Origin of the sequence: Streptomonospora alba (assembly GCF_000826685.1) — a bacterium.
In the GTDB taxonomy this organism is placed as follows: domain Bacteria; phylum Actinomycetota; class Actinomycetes; order Streptosporangiales; family Streptosporangiaceae; genus Streptomonospora; species Streptomonospora alba.
In genome coordinates this window covers 28,581-48,661 of sequence record NZ_JROO01000043.1, presented here as the reverse complement: position 1 = coordinate 48,661, position 20,081 = coordinate 28,581, and the positions used below count along the sequence as shown (strand labels likewise).

Here is a 20,081-nt window from a genome sequence, read left to right as displayed (position 1 = left end):
TCGAACCGGGCTCCTGAGGCGCTGCGAAGCAGCATGGTGGAGGGCATCGCCGCCCGGCATGAACAGCTTGGGCGCGCAATGCCGACCGCGGTGGAGGCTGCGCTGCGAACTTCCTCGACGCCCTCTACACCGACCTGCTGGAGGAGGCGGAGCCGGGCGGGGCGGTCTTCACCGGATCCCGGGGCGGGCAACTGCGCCGCGGCAACTTCCGCACCCGGTTCTGGCGCCCGGCTTGGGACGGGAATCCGGAGAGTGAGGAAGCGTGGCTGCGGGCACCGCTCCTGCCGGGCTTCACCTTCAACGAAGGCCGCCACACCCACCGCACATGGTTGGCCGAGGACGGGGTGCCCGAAGTCGTACGGGCCGCCCGCCTCGGGCATCGCATGCGGGGGATGGGCGACGTGTATGAGCACGTGACGCCGGCGATGAAGGAGCAGGTGCGCACGGTGCTGGAGGAGCGCTGGCAGCGGAGCGTGCAGGCGGTGAAACCGGCCGAGTGCGAGTGGATCGTGGAGACGGCTCCACGGCTGGGTGAGTACTACCGTGCACCCGATGAGAAACGGGCTTCGTGACGGAGCCGGAGCAAGATCGTCTCCAGATCGGCTCCATCGCCGAAGCCCGCGATAACTGAAAAAGACCGATGAACGGCCTCTGACCTCCAGTGATGCTGGTGGGCGATACAGGATTCGAACCTGTGACCTCTACCGTGTCAAGGTAGCGCTCTAACCAACTGAGCTAACCGCCCCAGGGTGGTACCAGAGGTGGAGACGGGATTTGAACCCGTGTAGACGGCTTTGCAGGCCGTTGCCTCGCCTCTCGGCCACTCCACCGGACTCATGCAGGGGTGAAGGCAACCCCCAGGGTGTCTCCGAGCGGACGACGGGATTCGAACCCGCGACCCTCACCTTGGCAAGGTGATGCTCTACCACTGAGCCACGTCCGCGTACGATCCGGCGCCGGTCCCCGGTGGGGGCGGCCTGCGCCGTCGTGCAGTTAGAACTTTAGCGGAAAGTCGGCACACGGCAAACCAGCGGCCGGGTTGACAGCCGGCCGTCCGGGGACTGCAGATATACAGGGGGCGTGTCAGGGGTGATATGTCGGCACTAGCCGGAGGAGTGCGATGGTCCGCTGCGGGAACGCTGTGATGCCGTGGGCACAGGCGCGCGAGGAGGCGCGCCGGCTCGGGGCGCGGAGCGGGTGCTCCGGCGGGCGGGCCGTCGCGCTCGGTGACGCCTTGGGCGCGGTCCTCGCCCATGAACTGACGGCGCTTGTGGGCGTTCCGCCTTATGACGCCGCCGCCATGGACGGCTACGCGGTGGCCGGGCCCGGGCCCGAGTGGTCCGTGGCGGGCCGGATATTGGCGGGTGCCGCCGACGCGGTCGGGCGGCTGAGCCCCGGGCAGGCCGTGGAGATCGCCACCGGAGCCCAGGTCCCCGAGGGCGCGGACGCGGTGCTGCCATACGAGCACGCGACCACCTGCGCCGGTGACGGAAGCGGCGCCGGAAGCCGGGTGCGGGGCGAGATCGCCGCCGGCAAGCACGTGCGCCGCGCTGGCGAGGACACCCTCGTCGGCGACACCGTGGTTCCGAGCGGGACCACGGTCACTCCCGCGCTGATCGGTCTGGCCGCCTCGCTGGGCCACGACACCTTGCTCGTGTGTCGCCCTCGGGTGACCGTGCTGGTCACCGGAGACGAGATCGCCGCGTCGGGGCGTCCGGGGCGCGGGCAGGTGCGCGACGCCATCGGTCCGATGCTGCCCGGTATCGTCTCCTCGGTCGGCGCCGAACCGGCGGGTGAGCCGAGATTCCTACCGGATGCGCTGGAATCGATGGCGGCCGCGCTCCGGGCGGCCCGAGGCGAGGGCACGGACGTCGTCGTGGTCTGCGGCGCCTCGTCCAAGGGCCCGGCGGACCACCTCAGGGCAGCGCTGGCCGAGGTCGGCGCGACGATCGTGGTCGACGGCGTCGCCTGCCGCCCCGGACACCCGCAGCTGCTCGCCTCCCTCGGCGGGACCGGCGCTCCCGGCGACCTCGGCGAGGCAGGGACGGTCGTGGTCGGCCTTCCGGGAAACCCCAACGCAGCCCTCGCCGCCGCCACGACCCTGCTGCTGCCCGCGCTGCGCGCCATGGCAGGCGCCCCCGACACCGACGGCGTGCTGCCGCCCTCGATGCGGGTCAAGGGCGCGGTCGAACCGCATGCCCACGACACCCGGCTCGTGGCCGTACGCGTCTCCGGCGGCCAGGCCGAGCCCGTGGGCTACGACCGTCCCGGCAGCCTGCGCGGCGCCGCGCTCGCCGACGCCTACGCCGTCATCCCGCCCGGCTGGAGCGGGCCCTACGCCGGCCTGCTCTGGTTGCCGCGCTGAGGGGCGGTCGGCCGAGGAAGGTGCGGCCGGCGCGCCTGTCGACCGGCCGGTGTGGCCGCCCGCGGGCCGACGGGTTCGCCGACCGTCCGGCCCCGCGGGTCCACGGCGGACCGAACGCCCCGCGGTTCGTCGGCTCAGGAATGTCCGGCCGTTCGAGGAGGTCCGGCCGCGCCGCGGAAGCCGCCAGCGGCTCTGTGGCTGGCAGGGGCAACGGGAACCGCCTACGGCTCGGTGACCGGGGGCGGGCCGGACGGCACCGTGCCGCGACCGCCTCCGAGTTCCCGGCGGCCGGAGCACGGGGGGTCTCGGCGGGGCTTCGGGTACCCGCTCCTGGCCTAGACTCGGGTCCGCAGAACCCGTTACTCGCAAGGGCTTGTAGTCGACGAAAGCCGCGGACCCATGACCTCGTCCCATCTCGACAAAGGTGTGCTGGCCAACCCGGTGCAGCGCCCCGCCCCGCTGCGCGACAGCGTCTACGAGACGCTGTTGGAGCTGATCACGCGGCGGCGGCTGCCACCCGGACGCCACCTCGTCGAGAACGAGCTCGCCGAGCAGCTGGGGGTCTCCCGCCAGCCGGTCCGTGAGGCGCTGCAGCGGCTCAGCAACGAGGGCTGGGTCGATCTGCGTCCGGGCTACGGCGCGTTCGTGCACCAGCCCAGTGAGAGCGAGGCCGACCAGCTGCTGGCCGTGCGCTCGTTGCTGGAGACCGAGGCCGCCCGGCTCGCCGCCGGCTCCGCGACTTCCGAGGGCACCCAGCGGCTGTGGGAGTTGTGGCGCGAGGGCGTCCAAGGCCTGGAGCGCGGCGACACCGACGCGATGGTCGACAGCAACGCCGCGCTGCACCACCGCATCGTGGAGCTCGCGGGCAACGGGGTCCTTGAAGGACTGGCCGCCCAGGTGGAGCGGCGGGTGCGCTGGTACCACGGGCTCGTGGTGCAGCGGCGCGGCCGCGAGTCCTGGGAGGAGCACGAGGCCATCATCGCGGCGATCGAGGCCGGCGACCAGGAGCGCGCCGCCGCCCTGATGCGCGAGCACACCGAGACCACCCGCGTCGCCTACCACCACCAGGTCGCCGAGGGCGCTGACGAGGACGCGGTCGGTGAGGAAGCGGTCGGCGAGGGCGAGGCGACCGGCACCGCGGGCCGGGCCGCGGGGATGTGAGCCCTCGGGCCATGGGCTGCGTCCCGATGCGCCGCTGACCGAGCCGGGCCGGGCCGGGGCGGCCGTGGCGGCCGGGTGGCCGGGCCCGTTGGAGGCGGCGTAGCGCCGCCGTGCTGCGGTTTGCCCACGTCGCAGGCGTGTGCTGCCATGCGCTCGCCGCAGGGCCGCAGGCGTGCTTGTGCGCGGCCCGGGCCGGAATCGGGCGCCGGCGGGCTCCAGGCCGACCGCCGAGCCGGTGGCCGCACCGCCGGAGTCGGGTGATTTCTCCCCATCCCTGGCGCGGATGTGGTCCCAGGCACCACAATGTATGTTCGACCTCTCCCGCTGGAGGGGTAGCGATGGCGCGTATGGCGCCGGGGTCGGTCGACGCCCGGTGCCCTCGCCGCCGCCGGGGCCGGACAACCCCTGGGTCCGGTCCCGGTCGACATCGCATGCGAATGGGGAACGGGGATGCTGATTCGGCAGTTCGAGTACCTCGTCGCCCTGGCGCGCGAGCGGCATTTCGCGCGGGCCGCCTTCGCCTGCCACGTCTCCCAGCCGGCGCTCTCCGCCGGCATCCGCAAGCTGGAGTCCGAGCTGGGCGTCCCGATCGTGCGGCGCGGCCACCGCTTCGAGGGCTTCACGCCCGAAGGGGAGCGCGTGCTGCGCTGGGCGATGCGGATCCTGGACGAGCGCGATCACCTGGCCGCCGACGTCGAAACCGTGCGCGACGGACATATCGGAACGCTGCGGGTGGGAGTGCTGCCCGAAGCGGCCGCCGTGTTCGGCCAGGCGGCGGCGGGCTTCGGCGCTCGCCACCCGCGGGTGGCCCTGAGCGTGCGCAGCATGTCCGCTGCGGAGATCCAGCGCGGGCTGGCCGACGGCGGCGGTCTCGACTGCGGCACGGTGCGTACGCAGCTGGACCCGGCGCGCTCGCGCGGCCGCGCGGTCCTCTACCGGGAGCGGCCCGTTCTGCTGACCGCCGACAGTGGCCGGTTCGCCGACGGAGTGGCCGTGGAGTGGAGCGAGCTCGCCTACGTGCCGCTGTGCCGGCTGCTGCCCGACCCGCTGTGGCCGCGGGTGGCCGACACGGTGGCCGCGGCCACCGGCGAGGAGCCGGCGGTGCGGGTGGAGGTCGACTCGCTGCCGGCCCTGTTCGAGCACATCGGCCGCGGTGGCGGTTGCGCGGTGCTCACCCATTCATGGCTCGCCTCCGGCGGGATGGGCGAAGGGCTGCGGGCGGTGCCGCTTGCCGAACCCGCCGAGCCCACCGGGGTGGAGCTGGCGATCGCCGAGCGGCGCCCCGAGCCCGTGCTGGCCGCCGAGCTGTCGGCCTTCGCCCGCACCGTCCCGCTGCAGCGGGAGCTGGACGCGGCGCTGCCCGGCATGAGCCGCACCGGAGGCCTGGTGCCTGAGCCGCGGGCCTCCAGTCGCGGCTGACTCCACCCGGTGTCGCGGTCCGCGCGCGCCCGCCGCGATGCGCCCGGATCGGACTCGGTCGCCCTGCCGCTCGTCCGGCTCTCACCGACGGTCCGGGCGCTCAGCGGTTTCGCGGCGCGCGCTCTGCGGACGCCGAGCCGCGCTCGCGCAGCAGCGAGCCGGCGAACACCGCCGCCGCGACGACCACGGCGGCCGCGAGCGCGCCGGTCAGCCGCACGCCGTCGGTGAACGCCTCGCGGGCGGCCCCCATCAGTGCCTGGGCGGCGCCGGGGCCGAGCCCTTCGGCGGCGGCCGCCGCTGCGCCCAGCGTCTCGGCGGCTTCGGCCATCGCCCCCTCGGGGACACCGGCCACCTCGCCCAGCCGATGCCGGTAGATGGCGGTGAGTACGCTGCCCAGCAGAGCCACGCCCAGCGCGCCGCCCAGCTCGTAGGCGGTTTCGGAGATCGCCGATGCGGCACCCGCCCGCTGCGGCGGGGCAGCGGTGAGCACCACGCTGTTGGTCAGCGTCTCGGCGAGCCCCATCCCGGTGCCGAGCAGGGCGAACGCCACCGCCACCAGGAGCGCGCCGTCGCGGCCGGGCACCATGGCCGTCAGGACGAACCCGGCGGCGATCAAGGCGAGTCCGCAGACCACCACCGTCGCCGGGCTCCGCCGCCGCGAGAGCGACACAGCGGCGAAGCTCGCCGCCACCGAGAGCACAAGCCCGGGAACCAGCGCCAGGCCCGCACGGATCGGGCTGAGGCCTTCGACGAGCTGCAGGTACTGGGTCAGCGCGAAGAGGGAGGAGGCGATGGCGAAGACGAGCATCAGGTTGGTGCCCACCGCCGCGCTGAACCGGCGTACCGCGAAAAGCCGCACGTCGATCATCGGATCGGGCAGGTGCAGCTGGCGGCGAACGAAAACGGCGCCGAGCACCGGCCCCGCGGCGATCGCGAGCCCGGCCGGGGCGGACCAGCCGTGCTCCGCTAGGTCCTTGATCCCGTAGACGGCGGGCAGCACGGTGCCCAGCGACAGCAGCGCACTGGGCACGTCCAGGCGCGCCGCACCGGGGTTGCGCGATTCGGGGACCAGCAGCGGGGCGGCGAGCACGATCAGCCCCGTCACCGGCAGGTTGATCAGGAAGATCGCACCCCAGTGAAAGCGCTCCAGCAGCCATCCGCCCACGATCGGACCGAGCGCCGATCCCGCGGAGAAGCCCGAGGCCCATACGGCGACGGCGAGCAGGCGGCGGCGCTCGTCGGTGAAGATGCTGCGCAGGAGCGACAGCGTGGAGGGCATCAGCGTGGCGCCGGCCACGCCCAGCAGGGCGCGTGCGGCGATGAGCACTTCGGCGGTGGGGGCGTAGGCGGCCAGGAGCGAGGCGGCGCCGAATCCGGCGGAGCCGGCCAGCAGGAGCCGCCGGCGGCCGATGCGATCGCCCAGGGAACCCATGGTGACCAGCAGTCCGGCCAGCACGAACGAGTAGACGTCGACGATCCACAGCAGCTGTGCGGAGCCGGGGGAGAGGTCGGCGCTGAGGTAGGGGACGGCGAAGCCGAGCACCGTCATGTCCACCGATATGAGCAGCACGGGCAGGACCAGTACGGCCAGGGCGGCCCAGTCGCGCGGCCGCCCGCTGTCGGCGGGGGCGCCGCATACCGGGTCGGTCCGGTCGGCGGTTGCCATGACTTCCTCGGCTTTCCGCGGTCGCCTGCCGTCGCCGCACCCATCGACTGTACCGTCCAGACGGTACAGTACCGCGCCCGCAGTACAGTCGGGGTGTGAGTTCGACGACGCGGGACCGCATCCTCGACGCGCTCGAAGGCGTCCTGATCGAGCGGGGCCCTTCGGCGGTGACGCTGGAGTCGGTGGCCGCCGCGGCGGGGGTGTCCAAGGGCGGGCTGCTTTACCACTTCCCGAGCAAGGGCGCCATGATGACCGGGCTGGTTCGGCGGCTGGCGGAGCGCGCCGAGCAGGAGTTCGCCGCAGCGCGCGACAGCCCGGAGGGGGTCGCGCGGTTCTTCCTGCGCACCTCCGTGCCCGGGACGGTGGCGGAGGCCGAGCTCTACTGGTCCGTCATCGCCGCGCTGCGCAGCAAAGAAGGAGTCCCTCCGGAGGCCGCGGAACTGATCGGGCGGATGTTCGAGCAGTGGTCCCGGCTGCTGCACGAGGAGCTGGGCGATCCGGTGCTGGCCGAGACCATCCGCCTGGTCGGCGACGGCCTGTACCTCTCGGCGATCGCCGGGCTGCCCCAGCCCGACCCGCGCCTGCTGGAGCGGGTTCTGGACCGACTCACTGCCCGGGCCGACGCGGCCAGGTCCTCGGGCGGAGCCGGCGACGGCTCCGAGGGTGCCTGGGCGTAAGGCGCGTTCGATCGGCCGCTGGGCTGCTGCGCGGCCGCTGAGGGCGGTGGCGGGTGACGGGCGGGCTCACCCTCGCGACGTCCTCCGGAGGCTTCGCCAGGCACTATGGCGAAGCCGCTGGCGCCGGGCGATACCGGCGAAGCCGCCGAGGAGGGGAGTAGGGGAGTAGGAGTAAAGGCGTCCCTACCGCAGCGCCCCGCGCCGAGAAGCCCGTCGCGCGTCACGCCGCCGGGTCGGGGGCGGGTGCCGATCGCTGCGGAGGGACCCGTCGAACACACCCGTGCGACGCGGGGACCGGGCGCCCGCGACCCCGCGGGCCGGGAGCGGCGGGCGTGGCCGAAGCGGTCGGTGCACCTCGGCGCGCTGGGCGGGTCAGCCGCTACGCCCGGGTTCTCAGTTGACCCGTGAGTAGAGTCCTGACCTGCAAAAACATCCGGTCGGTCGGGCGTGTCCAGGGTCTGTCCAGGTTTGACCACTATCGTGGTCTCCATGGCTTCCAACGACCACCGCGCAGGAAAGAGTCAAAGCACCCTTGGCCCGGACCGGGTCGAGCGGGGGTCGGGCGGTGAAGCGGAGTCGACCAAGTCGGGATCGGGTAGCAACGGCGCGCCCGTCCAGTCGGTCGACAGGGCGATCACTGTTCTGGAGATACTCGCTCAGCACGGTGAGGCCGGGGTAACCGAGATCGCGGCCGAGCTGGGCGTGCACAAGTCCACGGCGTTCCGGCTCGTCGGAGCCCTGGAGCGGCGCGGACTCGTGGAGCAGCCCGGGCTGCGGGGCAAGTACCAGCTCGGGTTCGGCATAATCCGGCTCGCCGGGACCATGGCGGCCGGGCTGGATCTGACCCAGCAGAGCCGACGCGTCTGCGAGGACCTGGCCGCCGATCTCGGAGAGACGGTGAACATCGCCATACCCAGCGGGGACATGGTCGTCAACATCGACCAGGTCCGCGGGGCATCGGCGATCGTGAGCCAGAACTGGGTCGGCAGGCAGAACCCCCTGCATACGACCTCCACCGGCAAAGCACTGCTGGCCCACATGCGGCTGCCCGACCAGCGTCGGGTGCTGCGTGGGCACCTGGAGCAGCTCACACCGCACACCATCACCGACGCCGACAGCCTTCAGGTCGAGATCGACGAGATCCGGGAACGGGGTTTCGCCACGGCCCTGGAGGAGCTGGAGGTGGGCCTCAACGCGGTCGCCGCGCCGATCCGCGGGCTCACCGGTGAGGTCATCGCAGCCCTCAGCGCCTCCGGCCCCTCCTACCGGATGGAGCAGGACAAGCTTCCCGCCATCGGCGAGGCGGTCTGCAAGGCCGCCATGGAGGTCTCGATCCGCATGGGCCACATGGAAACCGCCGGCAGCTGACACCGATCACGTCCCGCGCCGCCGACTCAGTCTCGCGAACCGGGTTCGGAGCCCACAGCGGCGGCCACGATCCGGGCGGCGCGCTCGATGACCTCCTCCGCGGGAGGGGTGATGTCGAGCGTGGCGCCCGGTTCGTCGTCGGCCAAGGGCTCCAGGGTGGCCTTCTGGGAGCGCAGCAGCGTCTCGGGCATGAAGTGGCCCTTGCGTTCGCGCAGCCGCGCCGCGATGACCTCGATGGTCGTGTCCAGGTGCAGGAAGCGGACGTCGGGTGCCGCGGCGCGCAGGGTGTCGCGGTAGGCCCGCTTCAGCGCCGAGCAGGCCATGATCGTCGACTCGCCGCGCCGGTCGTACTCGGTGATCCACGCCGCGAGCGCCTCCAGCCACGGCCGGCGGTCCTCGTCGGTGAGCGCGGTACCGGCCGACATCTTGGCGACGTTGGACTCCGGGTGGAAGTCGTCGGCTTCGGCGAAGGCCAGTCCCAGGCGCTCGGCCACGGGCTCGGCCACGGTGCTCTTGCCCGTGCCGGAGACGCCCATGACGACGAAGTGCGTGCCGTGTGCCATTCCTTGCTCCCGTGTTCGGATCTGTGAACGCGCCCAGTGCGCGCCCTAATAGTGTTACCAATGAAGCTTCGCTGTGCGTCGGGCCGGGGCCCGCCGCCGGGCAGGTCGAAGGAGACAGATGAGCGCCGCCCCCGATCACCGGACCCTGCACAACCGCGTCCTCGCGGAGGTGGGGCCCGCGATCGCCGCGGGCGAGTACGAGCCCGGATCCGTTCTTACCCTGGACCGGCTGGCCAACCGCTTCGGGGTGTCGCGGACGGTGGCCCGCGAAGCCGTGCGCGTGTTGGAGTCCATGCGCCTGGTGGTCAGCCGTCCGCGCACGGGCGTGACGGTGCGCCCGCCCGAGGAGTGGAGCGTCTACGACCCCCAGTTGATCCGGTGGCGGCTGGCCGGACCGCGGCGCATCGACCAGCTGCGCTCGCTGACCGAGTTGCGCGCCGCCGTCGAGCCCCCCGCGGCCGCTTTCGCCGCCCGCCGCGGCTCGCCGGAGGAGCGGTCGAGCCTGACCGAGCTCAACGGGCGCATGGTCGCCACCGGGCGCAGCGGCGACCTGGAGGCCTTCCTGCGCCTGGACGTCGAGTTCCACCGGCGCATCCTGCAGATGTCGGGCAACGAGATGTTCGCGGGATTGACGGGCGTGGTCTCGGAGGTCCTCACCGGACGCACCGAATACCACCTGATGCCCAGGCAGCCCCGCCCCGAGGCCCTGAACCTGCACACCCACGTCGCCGAGGCGATCAGCGGCGGCCTGGCCGATGTGGCCCGGGCCGCCATGCGCGCGATCGTCGACGAGGTGGTGGCCGCCCTGGAGGACGAGGAGACCGCCGGCGGCGGCTGAGCGCGACCGCGTCCTCCAGGGCGCCGGCGTCCCTACAGCACCAGGCTCAGCAGCGCCGCCAGCACGAATCCGACCGTGCCGATCAGCGTCTCCATCACCGTCCAGGTGCGCAGCGTGGTCTTGACGTCCATGCCCAGGAAGCGGCCGACCAGCCAGAACCCGGAGTCGTTGACGTGGGACAGCACCGTGGAGCCGCAGGCGATCGCCACGACGATCAGCGACAGGTCGATGGTGCTCAGGTCCGGCGAGGCGGCGATGAGCGGTGCCACCAGCGCCGCCGTGGTGGTCAGCGCGACCGTCGCCGAGCCCTGGGCGACGCGCAGGCACGTCGCGATGACGAACGCGGCCAGGATCACCGGCATGCCGGTGGACTCCAGGCTGGAGGCCAGCGCCTCGCCGATGCCGCTGGCCTGCAGGACGCCGCCGAACATGCCGCCGGCGCCGGTGATGAGGATGATCGCGCAGACCGGCCCCAGCGCGCCGTTGACGATCTGCTCGACGCGCCGGCGGGTGAACCGGCCCCGGCCCAGCACAGGCATGGCCACCAGGGTGGTGATCAGCAGTGCGACGGGGGTCTGGCCGATGAGGATCAGCGCCTGCACCCAGGTGGCGTCCTCGGGCAGGGCACCGGTGGTGGTCAGGGTGGTCATGCCGGTGTTGGCGAAGATCAGCAGCATGGGCAGCAGCAGGATGCCCAGCACCGTGGCCAGGCGCGGCGCGTCGTCGGGGACCCGCTCCGCGCTGGTGCGCGTCGTGCTCGCGGTCGCCGTGGTGGCGGTGCCCTCGGCAGGGAGCCCGGAGGAGCCGGAGGAGGCCGAGGAGCCCGAACCCGAATCCGCCTCGGCGGGGTCGGCGGGGTCGGCGTTGCCGAACTCGGCGGGTGCCGGCAGGTAGATGCGCTTGCCGGCGTAGAGGGAGTAGAGGTAGCTGGCGATGTACCAGGTGGGCACGGCCAGGACCAGGCCGACGATCAGCGTGACGCCCATGTCGGCGGCGATCTGGTCGGCGGCGGCCACGGGGCCGGGGTGGGGCGGCACGAAGGCGTGCATCACGGCGAAGGCGCCCGCTGTGGGCAGCGCGTAGAGCAGCACGGAGCCGCCGAGGCGGCGGGCGACGCTGAAGACGATCGGCAGCATGACGATCAGTCCGGCGTCGAAGAAGATCGGGAAGCCGAAGATCAGGGAGGCCACGCCCAATGCGAGGGGCGCGCGTCGCTCTCCGAAGGCGCTGATCAGCGCCTGGGCGAGCACCCCGGCTCCGCCGGTGATCTCCAGGAGCCGGCCGATCATCACGCCCAGGCCGACCAGTAGTCCGACGCTCGCGAGGGTGCCGCCGAATCCGTCGAGCATGGTGGGCACGATCTGGTCCAGCGGGATGCGGGTCGCCAGCGCGACGCCGAGGCTGACCAGGGTGAGCGCGACGAAGGCGTGCAGCCGCACCCAGATCACGAGTATCAGCAGCGCGGCGATCGCGCCCGCTGCGATGAGCAGCAGCGGCACGGTGCCGTAGGCGGGGTCTATCGCTTCCACGGGTTCCTCCGGGAATGGGGACGGGGCGGCGCGCGGTGTGACGTGCGCCGGAGACTGGCGGCAATGGTAATACCATTTGTGAGCCTGTGTGATCCTCCCCGTTCGGAATTGTTATGCGCGTGCGCTGCGGGACCCTGAGCGGCGGCCTCGCCGAAGGCGCCGAACCGCGGTCCGGTCCGGCGCCCTCGGCCCGCTACCCGGATCCGGCGCGGGTGTGTCCCACGGATCGCGGCGGTGCCTGGCCGCGCGCCAGGCGCAGGGTGAGGATCTGGAACGGCCGCAGGCGAAACGCCACCCGCCCGCCGGAGACCTTCAGCGGCTCCTCCAGCTTCCGTCCGCTGGCACGACCGCGTGTCGGCCCGCCCTCGGCGACGCGGCACACCAGGCTGCCCCGTCCGCAACAAGTCAGGGTGGGTACGTCGGGCGCCGTCCAACTCCTCCTCCGACCGGCTCAAAAACCTACCCGTCCATGCAAACAAGTCATGAGAAGCTCGTGGAGAATTATGCCCACGGTGAACAGAGTTATTCAGCGAGGCGAATGGGGTTCGTCCATGCGACGGTTTCTGCGATGGAATCCATGGTGGTGAGAACAGCTCTTATCGTAGACTTTACAAGTCCCTACAGCACCGCTCCTACCTCGGTGGGGGAGACCCGAAGTTGTTCCGATCTTGTCCGAGGGGGCAGGCTGAAAGACAGTTGAGCGCACCGCGCCGCCCTCCTCGCTCTCCTCTGCGATCTCTGGAAGTTTCGTGGCCCCTGAAATTGCCGCTTATGTGAGCACCGGCGTATCTCTAGTGGCGCTTACTATATCTTGGATCGCCCTCCGATATACCAAGGAGCAGGCGCGCTCCTATCTGTATGCGGCACCGGCGATCTATGCTGACCCGAGAATGCAAGGGATCGTTCTGAGGAACTTCGGGTCAGGTGCTATGTTGAATGTTTGGTGCAAACTTAGAGTTTATTCCCTTGTAGGGAGTCCTGTTGAAGTACGAAGGCATCTTCCAAGTCTGGGGCAGGGTGAATTCGTGGTAGTTATCGATGCACAGATCCTTCATCATCATCCTGTCTCAAAAATTGATGGAGCGATCGTCCACGAGAACATAAATCGGACTGAGTTCACTACGGAGGTAGCGCTGCTGGCGTCTCAGATAAGTGGAATAGGGAGTACAGGATGATACGAGATAGAATTCTGCGGCGTCGACTCTCGGGAGACCTGATGGAGGCCCGCGAGTTAGCGAATATGGGGAGTCGTATTCACGAAGCCGAGAAAAGCGTCCTGCGGGCAATCGATGGAATCCAAAGGGCTTGTGTGGACCCGGTTCCCCAAAACCTTGAACTCATGGCAGAGGCATCCTTGCTGCTCGGCCGGATTATGCGCCTGAGGTGTAGAAGTGAAGCTGCTGTTTGGGTTCATCAGGCGGTAAAAATATATTCTGAATTGGTTCGCTCCTCTCACGACAGTTCAGTTGCCGCAGCGCGTCTCTGCGAAGGGCTGAACCACCTCACTCTCATCCAATTCAGGAACGAAAAGAACGGTGCATCCCGTCGGCTGACGGACAGAGCATTTAACAATCAACGGCAGGCCTACTCGGAGCTCCGGCACCAAACCGATCCCGACGACGCCCTCATGGAAAGTTTGCATCGTGCCATCGAGATAGTTTCATGGAGATCAGGGCCGCACGAGGCAATTCGGTTCATGTATAATTCAGATTTCCTGAGGGTGACTGCAGTCCGTCCCGACCATAACCGTGCACTCAGGCTAATTTACTACGGGAACCTGCTGACTGCGACCGGTGAACTTGACTCGGCATGGGAACAGATTGTATCTGCTGCTGCTTTTGGGGCGAGACTGGATTCTCAGTACTTGTCCATAAACATATTAGAGCAGAAAGCGCGCTTCATGGATGCGGTCGGAGATTGCGAATATTCACAAGATTTTCGAGAGGAAGCACGGAGACTGAGATCGATCGAGGAAATAGACGGATGAAGGATCGATCGTGACCCGGGAGGAAGGCTTCGATGCTCCGGGCGTGCGCTGGTGGGGTCCGTTGGCAGACGAAAGTGGGTACGCAAATGAGGCCCGTATAGTATTGCGTGGACTGCGCAGTCTGGGCTTCGGAACTTGCATTGAGCCGCTGTCCAACTCAGGAAACGCGGGCAGGGTTCCAGAGTATTACAGGAAGGATTTAGAGCCCTCATTTGACCCTTCCCTGGTCACGGATTTCCTCAATATTTTTCATTTGCCGTGGACTTCTCCCTGGCCGGATAGTTTCCGCGGGCCAGCCATATGGCGTTCGATGTTCGAAACCGCTAAGCTGCCTTCTGTCTGGGTCGAACGGTCTTACAGTGTCGACGAGGTATGGGTGCCAAGTCTGTTCAATGCCCAGACCTATGCGGCTGCAGGGATTCCGAGTGAGAAAATAGTCGTGATTCCGGAACCGGTCGACTTTATTGACTTTTCGGGGGCCCAAGTCGCCCGATGGAGTGCATTCCTGTAAATGGATATAAGTTTCTGTCTATATTCAACTGGCAATGGAGGAAAGGGTGGGACATCTTGCTTGGGGCATATTTTGACGAGTTCTCTTTCCATGAAGACGTTGTTCTTATCTTGCGATGCGATGTGCTGGACAAGAAAAAGAGGTCGTCTCTAAGGAGGACTATGGAGGAATTCTCTGATCGCCGAAGGAGGAGACTTCCCAAGGTGGTTTTGTTGGAGACCCGATTGAATCGTTTGGATCTCTTCCGCTTATATGCGGTATCTGATTCATTCGTGCTTCCGACGCGCGGAGAGGGGTGGGGTCGACCGATTTCTGATGCAATGGCGATGGGCTTGCCTGTTGTCGCCACAAACTGGAGTGGAAATACTGAGTACATGAGAGACGGGAACTCGTTCTTGGTGGACTGCAAAATAATTGATGTCCATGACGATGCAGCCAAGGAGTGGGAGGCCTTTGCGGGCCAGAAATGGGCAGAGCCCTCTATTGAGCATTTGCGTAGCATTATGAGGTACTTATTCGAGAATCCGCAAGCCGGAAGTCGTGTCGGTTTGGCAGCAATGAAAGAAATGAGGAGTCTTTACAGCCCAGGCGTTGTCTCTGGTTTGTTTTCCCAGCAGATAACGCGTCTTCTTCGTCGAAGCTGACGGTCCTCCGGCGCAGGCTGGCGCCTGCGGCGCTCATCTGCTATTCGCTGGGTTCGACGCACCTCTCTGTCGCTCAGGGCGATTTCATTCTCTGAACCGGCTGGCGCAGGTGCTGGTCACGCGATCCCGAGGAGATCGAGCGGGCGGGTGAAGCAGTCGTAGCCCACCCACCGGTAGGCCGCGGGGACGCTCGCGAACCCCAGCCCGCTCAGCAGCCCGATCGCGGTATCGCGCAGCAGCGCCATGTTCTGCGGTGCGTTGCCCGTGCGCACCCGCGAAGCGTCCTCACCGAAGCTCACGTCGCGGACGTGGTGGCGGGCCTCGATACGCCAGTGGCCGCGCACCAGGTGCGCCAACTCCCCGGCCGTGACGCACTCGGCCGGCAGACTCGTGACCAGGTAGGCATAGCTGCGTCTCACCCGGCCCGTGGAGGCGGTGCGCACCCACCGGTGCACCCGCACCACCTGAGCAGCGTGCGGGAACGCGATCCGCGGCGCGGTGAGCACCTTGGCCGTGCGCACCTCCGTTCTGCCGTGCGCGCGCTCGCGAGTGGCCTCCAACACCGGCGCCTGCGCCCACGGAAGCGCCTTGACCCGGGTGAACAGTGTGGGCTGGTTGGCCTTGACGGTCAGCAGGTAGTCGGCGCCGCGCCCGACCGGGTGCCGGGCGGTGGAGGTCTGGGTGTGCAGCGCATCGGCGCTGATCACCCGTCCGGCCACATCGAGCCCGGCGAGGAGGGCGCCCACGGCGGCGATCTCGCTGGTCTTGTCGCCCATCCACACCTGGGCGGCGGTGTGGCCGCCGGCGGTCATCGCCGCCAACAGGTGGGCGGGCGGGCTGTCGGCGGTGGCCGAGCCGCGCAGGCTCGTGCCGCCTACGATCAGCACGGCGGCGTCCTCGACGGCGCTGGGTCCGATGAGCACGGCCGGATCCAGCGCGGTGACGACGCGGCGGATCGTGGCGGGGCTGGGTGCTTGGCGCAGGTCCAGGGCCGGGCTGGTGGTGCGGGCGCCCAGCCGGGCCAGGGTGTGCTGGGGTGCGCTGGTCGCTCACTGGCCGATCGCCTCCAGGCACCGGGCTCCGGCTACCACCGCGCATAGGGCGGTGAGCAGGATGCATCCGAGCGGGTGGCGACGTCCTCGCCGATCGCGGGGGTCCTGGTCCTCGCCCTGTGCGCGGTGGTAGCGGTAGGAGCCGACAGGGCGGATGCGCGCGTGGCAGACTGCAGGGGCAACGGAGTCCTCTTGTTGAGCCGGAGATGTGGAAGTCCCTGCTCTTCTATCGGGGCTCCGTTGTTGTGTGGGGGAGCTTCTTCCGGATCGTCACGCGGCTGTGACCAGCCCGGTCACGCCCCGCCCCCGACTATGCAATCGCCCTGTCTGTCGCTGGGTACGTTCGCCCGCCCTGCCGGGGACGTCAAGTACGACACCGGGCGATTCGATACGTTGGATTCGCGCGGCGCGGCGTGCGGGTGGTGCGGGCACCACCCCGGTCGAGGGGCAGGCCGGACTGACGCGGCGGCGCCCGGTCGACCAGACTGTCACCGACGGTGCGGCCGGTGGAGGAGAACGAAAAGAGCGGGGCGGATGCACAGGCTGATCAACCAGGTACGCCCGTATCCCTGGGGGGCGAAGACCGCCATCCCCCGGCTGCTGGGCGTCGAACCCGACGGGCGGCCCCAGGCCGAGCTGTGGCTGGGTGCTCATCCCGGCGCGCCCAGTACCGTCGTCACCCCCCAGGGCCGCTCCTCCTTCGACGAGCTCATCGCCGCCGCTCCCAAGGAGATGCTGGGCGAGCGCACCGTCGAGCGGTTCGGCGAGCGCCTGCCCTTCCTGCTGAAAGTGCTGGCCGCCGAGGAGCCGCTGTCGCTGCAGGTCCACCCCGACGCGGGACGCGCCCGCGCGGGCTTCGCCGCCGAGGAGGCGGCCGGAATCCCCGTCACCGCGCCCCACCGCAACTACCGCGACCCCTTCCACAAGCCCGAGCTGGTGCTGGCGCTGGAGCCGTTCGAGGCGCTGTGCGGCTTTCGCGACCCCGCCGCGGCGCGCGCCGACCTGGACGGCCTCGGCTGCGAGCTCGCCGGGATGCTGCGCGGCGACCTGGGGCGCACCGGTGTGCACGCCGCGCTGCGCGCCGCCCTGACCCGGCTGCTGACCCTGGACAGCGACGGACGCGAGCGGCTCGTGGGGGACTTCGTGGCCGAGTGGAAGCGCCTGGGCGCGGGCGCCCACCACGACACGGTCGTGGAACTGGCCGAGCGTTATCCGGGCGATCCCGGCGCCGTCGCGGCGCTGCTGCTCAACCGCGTCAGCCTGCGCCCCGGCGAGGCGCTGTTCCTGCCGGCGGGCAACGTGCACGCCTACCTGCGGGGCACGGCCGTGGAGGTGATGGCCGGCTCCGACAACGTGCTGCGCGCCGGGCTCACCGGAAAGCACGTCGACACCGCCGAGGTGCTGGCGGTGGTGGACTTCTCCGTGCTGCCCATCCCCTTCACCGGGCCCATGCCGACCGGGGGGCGCACCGAGTTCCGCCCCGGCGTCGGCGACTTCGCGCTGTCCACCGCCGGGCCGGGAGAGATCGGCACGCGGCTGGAGAGCGGGGTCCCCTCGGTCGTGCTGTGCCTGGAGGGCTCCGCCGACCTGGTCGCGGAGTCGGGCGAGGTGCTGGCGCTGCGCCGGGGCGAGTCGGTGTTCGTGCCGGCCTGCTGCGGACGGGTCACCGTGCGGGGGCACGGGCACCTGGTGGCGGCGACGGTCGGCGACCTGGACGCGTAGGCGTGTCGGCGGCGGGGGGTGGCCCCGATGCGCCCGTGCAGGCCCTCCCGGTACGCTGAGACGTCCGTCACACGTACGCCGAGGAGTGGCTTTATGACGCTCGAACGCCCCCGAGTCGATGTCGGCCCCGGCCCGCCGCCGGCCGACCTGGAGGCCGCCGACCTGGCTGTCGGGGAGGGCACGCAGGCCGGTCACGGATCCACCGTCGACGTGCACTATGTCGGCGTCTCCCAGTCCACCGGGCGCGAGTTCGACGCCTCCTGGAACCGCGGCGAGCCGCTGAGTTTCGTGCTGGGAGGGCGCCAGGTCATCGAGGGCTGGGAGCAGGGCGTGCTGGGCATGCGCGTGGGCGGCCGCCGCCGGCTGGTCATCCCGCCGCACCTGGCCTACGGCGACCGCGGCGCCGGCGGGGTCATCAAGCCGGGCGAGACCCTGGTCTTCGTCGTCGACCTGGTCGGCGTGAGCTGAGCCCCGCCGGCCGCCGCGGCGGCCGGCGGGGCCCCGGGGGACCGCCGGAGGAGGGCGGGGGTCAGCGCAGCGTCTCTCCGACCTTGACGCGGCCCTTGATCAGGTCGCGTGCGATGGTGCGGCGCTGGATCTCGTCGGTGCCCTCGAAGATGCGCAGCAGTCGCAGGTCGCGGTACCAGCGCTCGAGGGGAAGCTCGCGGGTGTAGCCCATGCCCCCGTGGATCTGCATCATCCGGTCGACGATCTCGTTGGCCTTGACGCCGCCGAAGAGCTTGGCGATCGACTGGGCGTGGCGCGAGTCGCGGTTCTGGTCGACCTGCCAGGCGGCGTTGAGCACCAGCAGCCGCAGCGCCTCGATCTCGGTCTGGGAGTCGGCGATCATCCACTGGATGGCCTGGCGCTCGGCGATGGGAGCGCCGAAGGTCGAGCGCGTCTTGGCGTAGTCGATGCTCATGTCCATCATCCGCTCGCAGCCGCCCAGCGCGCGGGCCGGCAGCAGGTAGCGGCCCTTGCCGATCCACTGCATGGCGAGCTCGAAGCCCTTGCCCACCTCGCCGAGCACGTTGGCCTCGGACACCCGGACGTCGTCGAAGAACAGCGCGGCCGGCCGGCGCTCGCCCATGGTGTCGATGGGCTCGGAGGTCCAGCCCGCCTCGCGGTCGACCAGGAAGCAGGTGACGCCGCCGTCGGCGCCAAGCTCGGGGTCGGTGACGGCGAAGACCAGCGCGAAGTCGGCCTCGCAGCCGCCGGTGATGAAGGTCTTCTCCCCGTTGATCACCCAGTCCGAGCCGTCCTTGACGGCACGCGCGCGGATCGCCTTGGCGTCGGATCCGGCGCCGGGCTCGGTGATGGCGAAGCAGGAGCGGCGCTCGCCGGCGATGGTGGGCAGCAGGTAGCGCTGCTTCTGCTCCTCGTCGCAGTGGAAGAGGATGTTGTCGGCCTCGCCGCCGAACTTGAAGGTCAAGAAGGTGCGGCCGAGCTCGGTCTCGATGATGGCGGCGGAGACCGCGTCCAGGCCCATGCCTCCGTACTCGACGGGGGTCTGTACGCCCCAGAAGTCGGACTTGCGGGCCAGCTCGCGCAGCTCGCGCACCTCGTCGGCGTTGAGGCCCGGTGCGCCGCCCTCGCGCTCGCGGCGCAGCACCTCGTTCTCGCGCGGCATGATCTCGCGCTCGACGAAGGTGCGCACCCACGCCCGGATCTCCCGCTGCTCCTCGCTCAGTCCGAAGTCGACCATGTGTCCCCGCTCCTACGTTTACCTAACGGTGTTCGGTTTTTGAGCGTAAGCGCTGCCCGCACCCCGGCGCAAGCGGTCCGAACCACAGCGCCGCCGGGCCTGCCGCCATCGACGCTGGGCCTGCGCGCATCGGCGGGACGTGGCAGGATCGCTCCAGACAGGGCCGCCGCGCCCCGAGCGGCGGCAGCCGACGACGGGAGGACAGCGTGGCCCGACCCAGGACGCCGATGCTGAGTGTGAGCGGCATCCGCACGGCCGCGCTCGCGCTCGTCGACCGCGACGGCCTGGAAGGCCTCTCGATGCGCAGGCTGGCCCAGGAGCTCGACGTCCAGGCGGCGTCGCTCTACAGCCACTACCGCACCAAGGAGGACCTGCTCGCCGACATCGCCAACGAGACCATGGCCGAGGTCGACGTCTCGGGCTTCGACACCGGCGACTGGCGCCGCGGTCTGACGGTCTGGGCGCGCTCCTACCGCGCCGCGCTGGCGGCCCACCCCAACCTCGTGCCGGTCATCGCAGCCGGACCGGGCCGCCGCGAGGCAGCGCTGCGCCGCGCCGACGCCGTGCACGGCGGCCTGGTCGCGGCCGGCTGGCCCGCCCGCCACGCCACCATGATCGGAGCCTCGACCAAGTACCTGGTCGTGGGAGCGGCCATGAACTCATTCGCCCGCGGCTTCGACGCCGACGTGCAGGTCTACCGCGACCGCTACCCCAACCTCTCCCAGGCCCACCGGCTCTCCGAGCACGCCGCCGAGATCGACAACGACAGCTTCGAGCTGGCGCTGTCGGCGTTCCTCGACGGCCTCGACCAGACCTTCGCCGGCCTCAACCCGCGTTGATCTTGTACCTACCGTCACTGGAAATCGCTGTCGCT

General features: G+C 69.9%; 19 protein-coding genes and 3 tRNA genes. 13 read left to right on the top strand and 9 right to left on the bottom strand.

Annotation, left to right across the window (positions count from 1 at the left end):
* Positions 1–392 precede the first annotated feature (392 nt).
* Positions 393–572, top strand: coding sequence for a hypothetical protein (locus LP52_RS28510; protein ID WP_238581030.1), 180 nt, complete (start codon positions 393–395; stop codon positions 570–572).
* 96 nt (positions 573–668) lie between these two features.
* Here the strand turns inward: LP52_RS28510 and LP52_RS21200 are convergent.
* The 3 genes from LP52_RS21200 to LP52_RS21190 all read right to left on the bottom strand — a co-directional run bounded on the left by LP52_RS21200 (position 669) and on the right by LP52_RS21190 (position 943).
* Positions 669–745: transfer RNA gene (locus LP52_RS21200), tRNA-Val, on the bottom strand.
* A gap of 14 nt (positions 746–759) precedes the next feature.
* Positions 760–830, bottom strand: a tRNA-Cys gene (locus tag LP52_RS21195).
* A gap of 41 nt (positions 831–871) precedes the next feature.
* A tRNA-Gly gene (locus tag LP52_RS21190) sits at positions 872–943 on the bottom strand.
* A gap of 201 nt (positions 944–1,144) precedes the next feature.
* Between LP52_RS21190 and LP52_RS21185 the strand changes: the two genes are divergently transcribed.
* The 3 genes from LP52_RS21185 to LP52_RS21175 all read left to right on the top strand — a co-directional run bounded on the left by LP52_RS21185 (position 1,145) and on the right by LP52_RS21175 (position 4,945).
* The gene (locus LP52_RS21185) at positions 1,145–2,365 is read left to right on the top strand and encodes a molybdopterin molybdotransferase MoeA (protein ID WP_238581029.1); all 1,221 of its coding nucleotides are present in this window, start codon (positions 1,145–1,147) and stop codon (positions 2,363–2,365) included.
* Between the two features lie 399 nt (positions 2,366–2,764).
* On the top strand, positions 2,765–3,526 hold the full coding sequence (locus LP52_RS21180; protein ID WP_052810100.1) for a GntR family transcriptional regulator: 762 nt from the start codon (positions 2,765–2,767) through the stop codon (positions 3,524–3,526).
* Positions 3,527–3,976: 450 nt separating this feature from the next.
* The gene (locus LP52_RS21175) at positions 3,977–4,945 is read left to right on the top strand and encodes a LysR family transcriptional regulator (RefSeq protein ID WP_052810099.1); all 969 of its coding nucleotides are present in this window, start codon (positions 3,977–3,979) and stop codon (positions 4,943–4,945) included.
* 100 nt (positions 4,946–5,045) lie between these two features.
* On the opposite strand, the gene LP52_RS21170 is transcribed toward LP52_RS21175, so the two are convergent.
* Positions 5,046–6,611, bottom strand: a complete 1,566-nt coding sequence (locus LP52_RS21170; protein WP_040276117.1) for an MFS transporter — start codon at positions 6,609–6,611, stop codon at positions 5,046–5,048.
* Positions 6,612–6,706: 95 nt separating this feature from the next.
* Between LP52_RS21170 and LP52_RS21165 the strand changes: the two genes are divergently transcribed.
* Together LP52_RS21165 and LP52_RS21160 are read left to right on the top strand one after the other, a co-directional pair.
* Positions 6,707–7,288: a TetR/AcrR family transcriptional regulator gene (locus LP52_RS21165; protein ID WP_040276116.1), complete on the top strand. Its 582-nt coding sequence runs from the start codon at positions 6,707–6,709 to the stop codon at positions 7,286–7,288.
* 489 nt (positions 7,289–7,777) lie between these two features.
* On the top strand, positions 7,778–8,656 hold the full coding sequence (locus LP52_RS21160; protein ID WP_084723386.1) for an IclR family transcriptional regulator: 879 nt from the start codon (positions 7,778–7,780) through the stop codon (positions 8,654–8,656).
* A gap of 26 nt (positions 8,657–8,682) precedes the next feature.
* Here LP52_RS21160 and LP52_RS21155 read toward each other — a convergent pair whose 3' ends face one another.
* Entirely contained in the window at positions 8,683–9,219 is a 537-nt protein-coding gene (locus LP52_RS21155) for a gluconokinase (protein WP_040276115.1), read from the bottom strand.
* Between the two features lie 118 nt (positions 9,220–9,337).
* On the opposite strand from LP52_RS21155, the gene LP52_RS21150 reads away from it, so the two are divergent.
* Positions 9,338–10,057, top strand: coding sequence for a FadR/GntR family transcriptional regulator (locus tag LP52_RS21150; RefSeq protein ID WP_040276114.1), 720 nt, complete (start codon positions 9,338–9,340; stop codon positions 10,055–10,057).
* Between the two features lie 32 nt (positions 10,058–10,089).
* Here the strand turns inward: LP52_RS21150 and LP52_RS21145 are convergent, their stop codons facing one another.
* Positions 10,090–11,586, bottom strand: coding sequence for a GntP family permease (locus tag LP52_RS21145; RefSeq protein ID WP_040276113.1), 1,497 nt, complete (start codon positions 11,584–11,586; stop codon positions 10,090–10,092).
* A 1,216-nt stretch (positions 11,587–12,802) separates the two neighbouring features.
* Between LP52_RS21145 and LP52_RS27460 the strand changes: the two genes are divergently transcribed.
* From LP52_RS27460 to LP52_RS26820, 3 genes are read left to right on the top strand one after another with little or no spacing between them, the layout of a single operon-like run.
* Positions 12,803–13,573, top strand: a complete 771-nt coding sequence (locus tag LP52_RS27460) for a hypothetical protein (protein WP_157036420.1) — start codon at positions 12,803–12,805, stop codon at positions 13,571–13,573.
* Positions 13,574–13,583: 10 nt separating this feature from the next.
* Positions 13,584–14,084 carry a hypothetical protein gene (locus LP52_RS27455; protein ID WP_157036419.1) on the top strand — a complete coding sequence of 167 codons (501 nt, stop codon included), beginning with the start codon at positions 13,584–13,586 and terminating at the stop codon, positions 14,082–14,084.
* The gene (locus LP52_RS26820; RefSeq protein ID WP_084723381.1) at positions 14,066–14,728 is read left to right on the top strand and encodes a glycosyltransferase; all 663 of its coding nucleotides are present in this window, start codon (positions 14,066–14,068) and stop codon (positions 14,726–14,728) included. Before LP52_RS27455 ends, LP52_RS26820 begins: the two co-directional genes overlap by 19 nt.
* Positions 14,729–14,844: 116 nt before the next feature.
* Here LP52_RS26820 and LP52_RS21135 read toward each other — a convergent pair whose 3' ends face one another.
* Both LP52_RS21135 and LP52_RS28505 read right to left on the bottom strand, forming a co-directional pair.
* Complete coding sequence (locus tag LP52_RS21135; RefSeq protein WP_238581028.1) at positions 14,845–15,651, bottom strand: ISAs1 family transposase; 807 nt, start codon at positions 15,649–15,651, stop codon at positions 14,845–14,847.
* A gap of 126 nt (positions 15,652–15,777) precedes the next feature.
* The gene (locus LP52_RS28505) at positions 15,778–15,840 is read right to left on the bottom strand and encodes a hypothetical protein (protein WP_238581035.1); all 63 of its coding nucleotides are present in this window, start codon (positions 15,838–15,840) and stop codon (positions 15,778–15,780) included.
* Positions 15,841–16,314: 474 nt separating this feature from the next.
* Here LP52_RS28505 and manA point away from each other — a divergent pair, with 474 nt between their 5' ends.
* Both manA and LP52_RS21125 read left to right on the top strand, forming a co-directional pair.
* Positions 16,315–17,502, top strand: coding sequence for a mannose-6-phosphate isomerase, class I (manA, locus tag LP52_RS21130; RefSeq protein WP_040276111.1), 1,188 nt, complete (start codon positions 16,315–16,317; stop codon positions 17,500–17,502).
* Positions 17,503–17,595: 93 nt separating this feature from the next.
* A complete protein-coding gene (locus tag LP52_RS21125; RefSeq protein WP_040276110.1) occupies positions 17,596–17,970 on the top strand; it encodes an FKBP-type peptidyl-prolyl cis-trans isomerase in 375 nt (124 codons plus the stop codon).
* 61 nt (positions 17,971–18,031) lie between these two features.
* Here LP52_RS21125 and LP52_RS21120 read toward each other — a convergent pair whose 3' ends face one another.
* Positions 18,032–19,207 (bottom strand): acyl-CoA dehydrogenase family protein, encoded by a 1,176-nt coding sequence (locus LP52_RS21120; RefSeq protein ID WP_040276109.1) that lies wholly within the window; start codon positions 19,205–19,207, stop codon positions 18,032–18,034.
* 206 nt (positions 19,208–19,413) lie between these two features.
* Here LP52_RS21120 and LP52_RS21115 point away from each other — a divergent pair, with 206 nt between their 5' ends.
* Positions 19,414–20,046, top strand: a complete 633-nt coding sequence (locus LP52_RS21115) for a TetR/AcrR family transcriptional regulator (protein WP_040276108.1) — start codon at positions 19,414–19,416, stop codon at positions 20,044–20,046.
* Positions 20,047–20,081: the final 35 nt, after the last annotated feature.